The following is an 11,795-nucleotide window of genomic DNA, read 5'->3' as shown; positions in this document are numbered from 1 at the left end:
TGCATATCGGGAAGCCATTTCCTGCACTAAGGCCGCTTGAGCGGCCTTTTTTACGCCCTTCGTTTATCCAGTTCAGTTCAATGTGATGGCTTACTCTTGATATATAACACAATCGTTATATACTCTTAATGTTCTTTACGAGAGGTCATTATGCGTATTTCTATTGTCCAGATGGTAAATGATTACTATGAGGGTAATCGTGAAAAAGCAGCACAAGCAGCCGGGATTAATTCAGTGCAACAACTTAATAATCTGGTTTCAAAAGGTTATGAGGTCGCGAGGTTAGATAATGGTGACTGGATCATGCTGACGAGCAAAACGAAAATATTCAAGAAGCCATGAATAACACTTGTGTTATATAACGCAAGTGTTATAATTATCTCAGATTAAACATACAGCGGGATAATGATATGAGCATCAAGAAAAAAGCATTTGATATTCCTTGTTTTCATGATTCAGTAAAGAAAGACTTTGAAGCTGGTTTGATTACTCTTAAACAAGCTGCCACTGAATTTTACAAAGGTAACTGGACGCCTTTTATAGATATTGAATATACAAAAAAACAACTTGGTATTTAAACATTCAATAGCCCCGTACAACGGGGCATGTAGATCTTATCAAGATAATAAAGGCGGCAATCATGGCAACAATCATCTCTGTAATTTGCATAGAGCCAGACGAAGCGGTTAATTTCTTTACGGCGGGTAAATCCTATCCGGTCACGGCTAGCCGGGAACATCTGGCATTGCCGGGTGTGGACGTTATCGACGATGAGGGTGATTCTGTTTTTATTCGACTGGCATCATCCAGTCATGGTGTATTTGAGGTGGTTTATGGTTAATAACGAGCCTGAAAAGCTGATTGCTGATGAAAATGCACTGGAGCCAGAGTCAGTGGCGCATGGGATTGTTAATCTGAACAGTAAATTTACCCCTGATGCTGAGGATAAGAAACGTTATCAATGTGCTGACATTGTTCAAAGTATTATTGAATTTGAATCGTCAATTCAATGGTCAGTTAATTCTATTCTTAATGGTGTAAATAAGGCTGAAAGCAGCGGTTATTCATCAACCGAACTATCTGAGTTAAAAGAACTGACAGTACACTACATTAATGCGTTAAAAGAAATTCAGGAACGTGCAACCCGTCAATGTTTAGAACTGGCACGTATGACGCTACATGCTCATGGCATTAAGTTAGATACAGAGAGTCATTTTGATGTTGATGGTTATCAGTTTAAAGCAACACCTGTTACTGATGAAATTAATTATATAGTATCTGATTTATTTTCTTATAGTGACATTGCTAATATTAATATGAGCCTTAGTAATGTGGTTGTTACAGGAGAAAAAAAGATAAGGAAAACACAATTACCAGCGCGTTTAATAATGAATCTCTGGCTTAATGATTAGTGTAAATGTATACTTATATTTAACAAACATAAATCTTAAATGTAACTCTTAGTAAAAAAGGAATATGAGAGTGAAAGCGATACTATGGCTGAATATTTTAACGACCTCGTTACGCGCCTTGTTGGTGGTGAATCAATAGATGCAGATACACTACTGAGGCTGGCGAAAGAATATGGTGTTGACGTACTACGAGTACCGGAAATAGCCCGGTTTCTTAGTGAGTGGGGGCGTGATGGTGAATGATATGAATATTGCAAAAGGTCGCGCCAGCGGCCTTTTTTACGCTCCTCGTTTAATTCCCCGTTAGATGCGCAGAGCGCATGGGAGGCGTTCTACGCCGGAAGCCCCGCAGCGCCAGCGAGGACTCAGAAAGCATTACGGCTTTAGCCGTAAAATCCCCCACACTGCAAAGCCGGGTTTACGATCAGTATCTCCAGCGGCCACAAAAAAAAAGCCGCTTTCGCGGCTGTTCGATCAGTTCCCTTATTTATCCAGCCACGCTGCCCCTATCCAGACACTGTGGGCGATAGAATGCGTATGTTCCGCTATATCCGTTTCACCATACGGATCATTACTCACCTGACTGTCTGCGCCGCCGATGGTGCTGTCCAGTGTTACCACAACGTCATAGGCAGGATATGCAGCCTTTATCGCCTCGTGTATGGCGTTTTTATACCGCTGTTGTTCCTGTTGAGTCAGCATATCTGATACTGATTTCACGCCCACGGTATACGTAATGAGGGGCAGTTGTGGCGCAATGCTGGCTGACGGGAACAGGGCTTCATGTGCGCGGTAATCGTCCTCGGTCATATTTTCAATTTCGTGCTGGCGCTGACAGCGTGTACACCGAACGTTCCCGCCAGGCATATCCTCGCCGCAGTCCGGGCAGTTCTCAAGGTTATCTTCTGTGTTAATCTTCATACCTTGCCTCCTGATTTGATGTTTTTCAGTCGCGTAATTCTGGATTTAATGATTTTTACCAGCTTTAGCTCTCCATTATATTCTTCTTCATGCTCTGCGCTCCATAACCCCGCTGCTTTCTCTTCTTCATACCACTTAATACTCATATAGGTGGATTCCAGCGCGTAACGTAGAGCCATATTTTGTGTGGTATAAAAGCCATTGGGTAATGGTTCGTTTTCATAAAATTTCTGGCGATAATGAACCGGAAAGTTTGTAAGCCATTTCCCTTTTTGCCAGGTAATATCATCCAGCTTTTGTACCAGGCTGATTACAACCTTTTTAGTGCCAAAATATTTTGATACCGTCCGGTTTTGTATTGAGCGTACATGCCATTCATCAACATCAATATGACACTTTCCTTCATCATCTACCCAGCCAAAAGCTTTATACAGCACCGCGCCGACTTTGATGATACTGGAGGGATAGCGTTGTGGTTTCATCTTCCTGAGTCCTCCCGATGATGCTTTTTTTAAATCGTGGTTAATACAATCATATAAGCATCTGACCTGACTCTGATAATGTTGAGGATCGCGCCTTTTTCCGGCAGCCCTAATTTATTATGCGTGGCGATTTCCTTGCCGTTATTGTTGGCGTTAATAAATTGAGTGAGTACAATCCTGCCATCATCAAATTTACCCAGCGCGGTATTGACTACAGACAGGCTGACGTTATCAATCTGAGTGTAAAGGCGTTCCGGCATAATACCTTCCAGCCCTGACTTACTCTCAATGCTGACGTTTTTTTGTAATGCTTCTGACAGCACTGACGGCGAAAGTGACTGTCCTTCTTTATTTGCCCGGAATACCATAATTGTGCTGTTCTGGTTTTCCTCCAGACCGCTCAGGCTTGCGGTTGCTGTTGAAAATCCTTTCTGTTCAATCTCCGCAAGTGTCTTTTTAATGGCGGCGATGCTCTTTGCGCTAAAGCTGTATACAGTGACATTTTGATGTACGTTAAGTGTATTTGTACCTCTGGGAAAGTGGAAGTTACTTTCGATTTTAAAGCTATCAATCAGCGTTGATGTGACCTGCTCCGTTGCTGCATAACCGGAGAAAGATAACGCCAGCAATACGCCTAGGGTAATTTTATTCATTTACTGTCCTTACTGGTTCTGTTTATTTTGAGTTAATATGGAAAGGATCATATGTGTTGCCGTGAATATGGTAATAAAATCAGCAGCGACGAGTATCATTAAAATCCCGAAATCTGAGTTGCCTGTGCCACGCGATGCGAAGCCAATAAGTAAAGCTGTCATAATAACACTGAGTGCTACGTTGAAAGCGGCGATATATTTATTATTCAGAATATTCATTCTTCTGCCTCTTTGTTTACCAGTTCAAACATGCTGCGCTCAAACGTCGAAATTGCAATATTAAATTTGTTCTTTTCTGATGGAAGTAATCTGACAAGATCATAGCCGTAGCCAAAATCCGTAAAATCGACAATGACGGTTAACAGTTTATTTAAATTGTTCATCGCGAGTGTCAGTTCACGCCGTTCCTGTGGCTGTACCATCTTTTCTTTGGCACTGGTAAACAGAAAATCAAGGCGGTTGTAATACTCCAGCATGGTTTTACCCGGCATCTGCCCTTCGTCTTTAAGCCCGGCTTCCATGTTGAGCGCCACCGCCAGCGCGGTAGCTAATAGCTCTGTCGCTTCACTGGTGAGATCGTCCGGCGTTTTCACGCTGGTCGTCACCACAAAGGGCAGTCGCTTGTTCTCAGCGATGTACTGATACAGCAGGGTAACGGCCTGTGTCGGTGAGACTCCGGCGATCTGCATCGCTTCATCGGCGCTTTGCTTGAGTTCTGCGTCAATACGCACGTTCACGTTTACGGTAGCCATTATTTACCCCCTTTCATCTTTGCTTGGCTATTCATTTACTCAATTTCTCCGAGTGAGTCGAGTGCATCTTCAATCTGCGATACTGCGCTATCTAATGAGCTAATAGCCATTTGTGCAGTATCGCCGCGCTGACCTGACTGAAAACCTTCCGGCATACTGTTGAAATATTCCTCTTCCTCTTCGAGTACATCTGAGAGTTCTTTTTTGACCGATTCTAATTTGGTCTGGATTTCCTGAATCCATTTACGGCGCTCTTTATTCATGGTGTTTCGCTCCATTACCGGAATAAATCAATCTGGTTTTCACGGACGTTATATATCCGGGCGGTTTCCTCGCGCAATATTCTGTGCTGTTCGGCGTAGAAATCACAACGGCGCTGATAGTCACCGTTATGTTTCTCTATGACATAAATCAGATAGGTTGGATCAGCCGGATATACGCCGTCCTGCCATGCCTTTTTAATAATTGCGCGGGTATTTGTGTCGCATGAAAAATAAAGTTTCCGGGCTTGCCGCCACTGATTAGCGCGAAAATTCCGCATATTCATTTCTGATTTATTGCTCATTTCTTCCCGGCGCTGTTTTTCCGCTTCCAGCGAACTCTGCGGCGTTGTAAGCTGGTCGGCTATAAGAGGATACCGGGAAACCAGTTTATTCTGTACGCGCTGCGGCTTGCGTAAATAAGCGGCTTCCTTAGCTGGCGTCCAGTGATAAGAATAGCGTTCCTGTCGTCTGAATTTCATATCCGGCTCCCGGTAATCGTAAAGCGAAGTTGCGTTACAGATTATAATAGCGCCAGTTGCCGAAAGTGTAAAGCAATCATGCGTTACGTTTTAGGGTTTTTTGTGGTGCTGCTCCGTAAATTTTCCCCGGTAAGCCCTCCCGCAAAATCGCAGATTTCACGTAGCGCACCGCTGTTACTGACTCCATCAAAAATACTCACCAATATTTTTCGCACCGCAAACAACCTAAGTGACTGTAAAACAACGATTCATGTTCGCGCCGGTTGCGCATCGATGGCGTTGGCCATCTTCCTGAACGACTGCGACCGCTACAGTAAATTTGAACAAGATTCCCGGTGCTCCGGGCGACGTGTCCGGGCAGATCCCCGCGCACTGGTCGCCAGCGGCGCTGGCCTGTTCCTGGCTCCGGGTTAATTCCTCCGGCAGTTAGACATACAGCGTCTTTTGTCCAGTACCCTTCCCTCATTACTTTAGTTACAACATACATTATAATGATCGCCATATCTGGTGCTGATCTGCGGCCTCCGCGCCCATATCCTGGGCTAATCAGTACAACGGGGCGCACCCGCCGCCCGGACATGTCCGGTTCCCGGCACAAACCGCCCAGGCAAAACGGCACTATCGGAAAAAATGTCCAATTTTTATTTTGGTGATCGGATTTATTGTCCTCGGACTGCGCCGCCCGGTACGCCATAATACTGACACCGCGCCGCCTGGCTGATTTACTCCCAGCCCTGCGATCTGAGTACCGGTTCTTACCAGTGGGAAGCGAAGCCATGCGCAAACCTGTTTGTGCCTGGCTGAACGCCCGGACAACGGAGGGCTTTAGCCCGTAGGCGGCAGCGGGTTTTTATCAGGATGCGGAGATTTAAAAATTGAGTAACTTACCTGCCGGAAATTTTCAGATTTCACGTAGCGTCACCGTTCCGGGCAACGTCGCCGGGTCGTGGTCGCTCGATGCCGCCAGGACAATGCGGGACTACGCCGCGCACCTCGGCGCGGGTCTGCCGAAATACCTGCTCGCGCCGGAAGTGGGTCTGTTGCTTTCTTATATAGATGATCTCACCGCCCGGATGTATTTTGAAACGCTGTGGAATACCGGGGCGCGGCTCAATGAAGCGCTGGCGCTGACACCTGCCTGTTTTACGCTGGAGCCGTCACGCCGCCACCCGCAAGCGGTGGTGATGCTGAAAACCCTGAAACAACGCAACCGCGAAGCCGTCCGGGGGCGTGGTCGTCCGGCTGTTGATGCTGACACCCTGCACCCCGATCCGCGCTACCGCAAACCGCCCGAACCCGGCATAAGAATCGTGCCGCTGCTCGATGCCGCCTACGTGCAACGGATGCGGGAATACCTCGCCACCTGGCGAAAGCGGGTTAAGCATGTTCCGGTGTGGGAAGTGAAGTCACGGCAAACGCCGCTGAACTGGCTGAACGCTGCGGTAGCCCGCGCAAAAAGTGACGGGGTAACGTTTCCGATAACGGTCACGCCGCATACCTTCCGGCACTCGTTTGCCATGCACCTGCTCATGAGCGGTGTACCGGAGAAAACCATACAGGGGCTGCTGGGGCATCGTTATGCCCGGAGTACCGAAGTCTATACGCGCGTGTTCTCGCTCGATGTGCTGACCGGGAACGGCCTGTCATTCAGCTATGACGCGCAGACGGCGCGGGATCTGCTGACCAGATCATAGACGTAAAAAAACCGACTGGTGAGGTCGGCTTTTTTATCGTTCCGGTGCGGAGTTGGTGCTCTGACCGGAGGGGAACGCTCTGCATCTAACGCTCTAATTATATCCCGTAACAGCCGATTTGCAACCCTCGGCGGTTAAGTGTGGATGTATGGCGCTAACCCGGTATAATCAGCGGGTTAGCTCTGCGGCGATCTTCCCTGCCCTTAAACCCGGCCTGAACGGGTATGAACGATTTAAAGTCCTGACCGTACAAACAGGTGGTGCTGTGTCCGGTGCTCTGGCAGGAGGGGAACGCTCTGCATCTAACAGTAAAGAGAGCCACGGTGACAGGCAGTGTAAGAGTAAGCCGTGGTGTTCTCGCTCCAGTGAACTGGAGAAACGCATGATTGATAAAATCATCATGGTTCTGAAAGCGATTATCGTCCTTTTAGAATTGATCCGCATGTTCTTCTGAGCGTGACGGAAACGTAGCTAAGGCCGGGGAAAACCACTCCCCGGCCTTTAACATTTTATCACCTGACGTTTCGCCAGGCTGATGCTGGTACTTTATCCCACAACTTGCCATGCATTAACTCAGCACGTCGATGGTCTGATGCGCTAAGCACGGCATCAAGTTCTTCACCAGTAAGTTTTTCTACCAACCTTTCATACACTTTTTCCAGCGTGTCGATGCTGGAACAACGCCTGAACTGCATCAGATATTTTTGCTTTTTACTTTCCATTAAGTTCTCTTTTTTGTTCTGGTACATGCAAAAAATTTTGCATGCAAAAATTTTTGCATCAGGCTTTCTCTTTGCTTTTTTGTTGGGTTTTCTCCATAACCTTATGATTTAATTCCATTGCTGCTTGCTTAGTGCTGGCTCTGGCAACGGAAGATGGCAATTTTTTGATATTGTCGGTATATACTTTAACCACATGCTTTGCGCGGGAGATTGCTACATAGTACCAATCTTTGCTGACCGTCCTTGATTTAGCTTCGATGTTGGCAATCACTCGATTAGACGTTAACCCCTGAGCAGAATGCACGGTTGACACATAGGCATAGTCAAGGTGTAGTTTTTCCTTTGTATTTAGTACTATCTCTCTGTCGTCAATTTTTAGATGAAGCTGATCGTTTTTTATTGCTGCAACTGTCACCCTATCGCCATTGGCAACATCAAGGCCAGCATCATTTCGTGTGATGACCAATTTATCACCGACACCATATTGCTGTTTGGTCAGTTTATAAACTGAGATATGCTTGTGGTGTGCCGGGTTAATAGAAAAACGATCGCCCCCTTTGTTCTCAATAATCAGGGTATTATTTTCGCCCTGTCCTCTGACTATATAGACTTCTCCCCTTACTAACCCAGCATGAGGGTAGTCTCGTTCTGGACGGATAGCTGTGCTATCTGCGTTATAGTTCCGACTATAACGGCGCTCAGCTTGAGTAGAATCAAAACGCGATAACGCAGTGATTTCAATATCATTTCGAATGTTCAATCCGTTACGAATTAACTCATTAATCTGTTCCCTGCTTTCGTTTGTACCTGTCAGTACCAGTGTCTTATCACGTTCATCTTTATCCAGGCTCACGTATTCATCAGCAATTTGTTTATAGCGGATAACTGATTCTTTTGTTTCTGCAACCTGAGTTATTAATGCAAGAGACTCAAGGCTTCTTCCAACGGCTGCCAGTTCAACAGCTTTAAGCAATGTTGGATTTTCTTTCTGGCGCTGAATTTCATTCATCACCGCTGTTTCCATGCCATTCCGTTGCAGAAGAGAGAACGGAATACCAGCTTCGACTGCCTTGGTTTGTTCTGTGTCGCCCATTAAAACAAGGCGAGCACCTGAACTTGCTGAAATATCAGCAAGCTTCGCCATTAAGCGGTTTGGCAGTACCCCGGCTTCATCTACATAGATAAAAGTTTTACTATCAAGCGTATGCTCGCGGCTCAACGTGTGAAGGAAAGATGCGACGGTACGCGCCTCAGTCATACCGTCTTTTTGTAATGACTTTACCTGTGATCCATAAGGTGCAAGGATGTGTACCGTATAGCCAGCTTCTTTAAGTCTTTCCGTCACGGACGTAGACATAAAACTCTTTCCTACACCTGCCTGACCTTGAACCCCAAGTACTCTACTGTCTGAGCATAAAATTAGCTCAGCGGCTTCTCTCTGGTCTTTTCGTAACGTGGTGGTGTCCATAAATGCGTGAGCATCTTCATTGGACAATACGGGTTTACTCGCGCCACGCCCGGTAAGTTCACTGGTAAGTATTTTCCTCTCTTGCTCTAGCGCTTTTTGGGTAGTGAAACGTTCGGCTTGCTTGACTAAACGACCATGAGCAATGGCTAAATCGACTTGTCGCCGGGCATCCTGTTTTGAGCGGCCTAATTCAATCATTTCCTTAATCCACTCTTCACGGGTGAGGGAATTTACTGAGGAAGTATTAATTGCCGTGTAAAGTGGCTTTTCAGTGATCAATTTTCCACTGGCCTTGAGTCGCTCAATCTCAAGATCTACAGATTCGGCGGTGGATTTCCCCATACCATGATTCAGCGCCGTAGTAGCCAGTTCTTCATATGTGATTATGGTATGGCGTTCCGTGTGATGATTGATAGCAAACTGAACAGCACGTTTCGTCATTTCCTGAGAAGAAACCCCCTCAATATTTTTTGAGACTTCCGAAACTTTATCGGAATACCCGATCCCATCAAGGTTGAGTTTTCTGCTGTCAAATTGAATGCCCAGCTCTTTAGCATTCTTGTCCCACTGTTTGAATAAATCCTCGCGCTCTATTGAGGTATCCTTTTTCTTCCGTGTTGTTCTTGCAGCTAACGTTCTTTGTGCGGCTGTAGAATTTTCCCGGCTTAATCCCATTTCTCTGAGTTTTTCGTCAACCTGCTGTAGTCGAGTTGACATTCCTTCAATTTGGTCTCGGGAGATATGAGCAAGTTCAAAGCCGTGCTTTTCCAAGCGTAGGTTATACCCGAGATCTTCAAGTTCTTTCGCAAAAGCCGACTTGTAAACCATATCGTAGTAAATTGGATTCTTTACCAATTCATCATTAACTAAAGCTCGCCACTCTCCATCTGCTCGTTGTGTAGCATTCAATGCAACGGCATGGGTATGAAGATGAGGTTCCTTTTCACGATTTGTCTCATGCCTGAACTTTGCCACGATCAGATTACCGGTACTTTGAACATAACTCTTACCGTTCATTTTCTGACGGGTCTTAGCTCTCTTTTCAAGCTCCTTCACTGCCGCAGCAACCGCGCGATCATGGGCAGCAATAATTTGTGAATCACCCCCGATAAGTGCCTGTATAGAGACTGATTTAGGAGCCTGAAATGTGAAGTCTATTGCAATACGGTTTTTACTGTCGTTCCGTTGGGTTCTCGCCATTTGCTGGCCGTCAGGCAGCTTTCCTTTTAACAGGTCGCGAAATGTTTTTTCGTCAACATCACTCCCAAGCCCTAAACGTTCCGCACCATCACCTTGCCACGTTTTTGAATCACCTTCCTTCTGATAATAATCGTCAATTCCGTCCATAAAGTAACGAGTAACATCATCAACACTTTTCTCTGCGGTTAAGATCGTGACGTTAAGCATTTAGCCTCCCAATGCAGAGCGGGGGATATAGGCAGCATTACGAGCCTTAAATCTAACAATAGGTACTTTTACCCTGGCAATTGGATAACCACGAGTAAATGCAACATATCCCTCCCTGTCAGGCAGGTTAGAAATTTCGCTGGCCGTGACCACAAAATCTTTGTCTTTGCCCTCGGCATTGCTGCTGCTACTTCCTCCACCGGAGTTCCGGCTGTTTGTTTCTTTCTTACGGACAACATCAAAATCACCCAGCGCTCTAGATAGAACTTCTGGTGTTCTATCATCAGAACGAGCACCACCCAGCGCTATCAAATTACGATAGCAACTACGTAAGGTAATGGAACCTTTTTCCCCCCAGATTTCTTCTAACTGTGAAATAGCCTGTACACAAGAAACTATTCTAAGTTTTTTCTTTCGTCCTTTAGTCAAAGCTGGTTCTAATGCTTTTATTTTTTCAAGTGATGCTAATTCGTCGGTATGCAACCAAATGTTTTTTGCCTCTGACTCAGGTAATGAAAGAATTGCATTACAAATAACATCAACCCATGTAGATATTAATGGTTTTAAAGTGGCAATTTGATCTTCACGCCATGTTATAAATATATTCCCGCCATTTTTATCAGCCAAATAATCACGAATAGAGAAAGAACCGCCAGGCATAATCATATGCGCAGATAGCTTGTTCGTTAATACGAAACGCGCAGAACCCAAAGTACGGTCTGTACCAACAAAGAGAGATTGAGCAAGCGTTCCTTTGCAAAATTCCTCTAAATCCTCCTCGGGAGCATTAACGCACCAATAATAAAGCTGTGTGAAATCATTTATTCCTTGTGAATGGAGTTTCTTAAAAACTTCTGTTACTAATAATCGCCCATACCCATTCCATTCTTCTTCTGTAGAGCTTTTGCCGAGAGGAACAAGAGAGAATGAATATGTTTCATAGTCGTAGGTTTCTTTCATTTCATTAAAGATAACCCAGCCAGGAGTTCGTTCATCATGTGGATTTAAAATTACATCACCCGGCTTATAGAAAAGCGAAGTAAAATATCCATCAGGATCAACAATAACTTGTCGGTCTCCACGTAATAAAATTGAGTACATGGCCTGAGTTAAAATCAATGTTTTCGCAGAACCTGTTGCACCAACTATTAATGTTTGAAGATTTTCTATGTCCGTTGGCATTTTTATAGTGCCGAATACAACCTGCTTTTCTTTTCTTTTCGTCGTAAGCCTATTAAGAGCCTCTGCACTAACAATATCACTACCCCTTAACCGATAATCAAATTTATACCCCATAAAATCAGGACTATTAATTTTAACCATCAAAATCCACAAAATTATAGCTGCAATAAATGCACCACCAGACGAAATGTAGAGAATTGGATGTTCAAATGTATGAGAAAAAAGATTTATAAACCCTGTGATTTTTGGTTGAGTAACTTGTGCCAACCCATTTTTTTTCGCTGCTGCTAGCCAACCAATTGCAGGAGCAAATGCAGTCATAAAAAAGCCAAGTTTATGTAAATCAGAATTTCTTCCCAT

17 protein-coding genes and 1 pseudogene are annotated in these 11,795 nt (G+C 45.0%); 8 read left to right on the top strand and 10 right to left on the bottom strand.

Features of this window, described 5'->3' with window-relative positions; genetic code table 11:
- The first annotated feature begins 150 nt into the window (after positions 1–150).
- From GFB57_RS25280 to GFB57_RS25875, 5 genes and pseudogenes are all read left to right on the top strand, one after another.
- Entirely contained in the window at positions 151–342 is a 192-nt protein-coding gene (locus tag GFB57_RS25280; protein WP_109862507.1) for a hypothetical protein, read from the top strand.
- A gap of 68 nt (positions 343–410) precedes the next feature.
- Complete coding sequence (locus tag GFB57_RS25275; RefSeq protein WP_181654469.1) at positions 411–578, top strand: hypothetical protein; 168 nt, start codon at positions 411–413, stop codon at positions 576–578.
- A 62-nt stretch (positions 579–640) separates the two neighbouring features.
- Complete coding sequence (locus tag GFB57_RS25270) at positions 641–841, top strand: hypothetical protein (protein WP_109862508.1); 201 nt, start codon at positions 641–643, stop codon at positions 839–841.
- Positions 834–1,412 carry a hypothetical protein gene (locus GFB57_RS25265; RefSeq protein WP_213707370.1) on the top strand — a complete coding sequence of 193 codons (579 nt, stop codon included), beginning with the start codon at positions 834–836 and terminating at the stop codon, positions 1,410–1,412. Before GFB57_RS25270 ends, GFB57_RS25265 begins: the two co-directional genes overlap by 8 nt.
- A 78-nt stretch (positions 1,413–1,490) precedes the next feature.
- A pseudogene (locus GFB57_RS25875) lies at positions 1,491–1,655 on the top strand (DUF2543 family protein); the annotation flags it as partial.
- Positions 1,656–1,895: 240 nt separating this feature from the next.
- Here GFB57_RS25875 and GFB57_RS25260 read toward each other — a convergent pair.
- The 7 genes from GFB57_RS25260 to GFB57_RS25230 are packed head-to-tail and all read right to left on the bottom strand — an operon-like array spanning position 1,896 to position 4,962.
- Positions 1,896–2,333, bottom strand: a complete 438-nt coding sequence (locus GFB57_RS25260; protein WP_213707373.1) for a hypothetical protein — start codon at positions 2,331–2,333, stop codon at positions 1,896–1,898.
- Positions 2,330–2,815 (bottom strand): hypothetical protein, encoded by a 486-nt coding sequence (locus tag GFB57_RS25255; RefSeq protein ID WP_290366993.1) that lies wholly within the window; start codon positions 2,813–2,815, stop codon positions 2,330–2,332. The genes GFB57_RS25260 and GFB57_RS25255 overlap by 4 nt, the downstream gene beginning before the upstream one ends.
- Before the next feature lie 29 nt (positions 2,816–2,844).
- Positions 2,845–3,468: a hypothetical protein gene (locus GFB57_RS25250; RefSeq protein ID WP_259689255.1), complete on the bottom strand. Its 624-nt coding sequence runs from the start codon at positions 3,466–3,468 to the stop codon at positions 2,845–2,847.
- Positions 3,469–3,477: 9 nt separating this feature from the next.
- On the bottom strand, positions 3,478–3,687 hold the full coding sequence (locus GFB57_RS25245) for a hypothetical protein (RefSeq protein ID WP_290366992.1): 210 nt from the start codon (positions 3,685–3,687) through the stop codon (positions 3,478–3,480).
- Positions 3,684–4,220 carry a type II toxin-antitoxin system RelB/DinJ family antitoxin gene (locus GFB57_RS25240; protein WP_290366991.1) on the bottom strand — a complete coding sequence of 179 codons (537 nt, stop codon included), beginning with the start codon at positions 4,218–4,220 and terminating at the stop codon, positions 3,684–3,686. Before GFB57_RS25240 ends, GFB57_RS25245 begins: the two co-directional genes overlap by 4 nt.
- 35 nt (positions 4,221–4,255) lie before the next feature.
- A complete protein-coding gene (locus GFB57_RS25235) occupies positions 4,256–4,483 on the bottom strand; it encodes a hypothetical protein (protein ID WP_290366990.1) in 228 nt (75 codons plus the stop codon).
- 14 nt (positions 4,484–4,497) lie between these two features.
- Positions 4,498–4,962, bottom strand: coding sequence for a hypothetical protein (locus GFB57_RS25230; RefSeq protein WP_290366989.1), 465 nt, complete (start codon positions 4,960–4,962; stop codon positions 4,498–4,500).
- Between the two features lie 78 nt (positions 4,963–5,040).
- Between GFB57_RS25230 and GFB57_RS25225 the strand changes: the two genes are divergently transcribed.
- From GFB57_RS25225 to dinQ, 3 genes are all read left to right on the top strand, one after another.
- Positions 5,041–5,376: a hypothetical protein gene (locus tag GFB57_RS25225; RefSeq protein ID WP_290366988.1), complete on the top strand. Its 336-nt coding sequence runs from the start codon at positions 5,041–5,043 to the stop codon at positions 5,374–5,376.
- A gap of 461 nt (positions 5,377–5,837) precedes the next feature.
- The gene (locus GFB57_RS25220) at positions 5,838–6,656 is read left to right on the top strand and encodes a tyrosine-type recombinase/integrase (protein WP_213707386.1); all 819 of its coding nucleotides are present in this window, start codon (positions 5,838–5,840) and stop codon (positions 6,654–6,656) included.
- Positions 6,657–6,804: 148 nt separating this feature from the next.
- Positions 6,805–7,110, top strand: coding sequence for a damage-inducible type I toxin DinQ (dinQ, locus tag GFB57_RS25215; RefSeq protein WP_224774472.1), 306 nt, complete (start codon positions 6,805–6,807; stop codon positions 7,108–7,110).
- Positions 7,111–7,168: 58 nt separating this feature from the next.
- On the opposite strand, the gene GFB57_RS25210 is transcribed toward dinQ, so the two are convergent.
- The 3 genes from GFB57_RS25210 to GFB57_RS25200 are packed head-to-tail and all read right to left on the bottom strand — an operon-like array spanning position 7,169 to position 11,795.
- Entirely contained in the window at positions 7,169–7,378 is a 210-nt protein-coding gene (locus GFB57_RS25210; protein ID WP_109862542.1) for an Hha/YmoA family nucleoid-associated regulatory protein, read from the bottom strand.
- Between the two features lie 58 nt (positions 7,379–7,436).
- Positions 7,437–10,253 (bottom strand): MobF family relaxase, encoded by a 2,817-nt coding sequence (mobF, locus tag GFB57_RS25205; protein ID WP_238814524.1) that lies wholly within the window; start codon positions 10,251–10,253, stop codon positions 7,437–7,439.
- Positions 10,254–11,795 carry a type IV secretion system DNA-binding domain-containing protein gene (locus GFB57_RS25200; RefSeq protein WP_109862515.1) on the bottom strand — a complete coding sequence of 514 codons (1,542 nt, stop codon included), beginning with the start codon at positions 11,793–11,795 and terminating at the stop codon, positions 10,254–10,256. It lies immediately after the preceding gene.

The sequence above is a fragment of the Citrobacter sp. S39 genome, from assembly GCF_009495675.1.
Lineage (GTDB): Bacteria > Pseudomonadota > Gammaproteobacteria > Enterobacterales > Enterobacteriaceae > Citrobacter > Citrobacter freundii.
The sequence above is the reverse complement of the archived record's forward strand: the minus strand, read 5'-3'. Positions and strand labels throughout refer to the sequence as shown.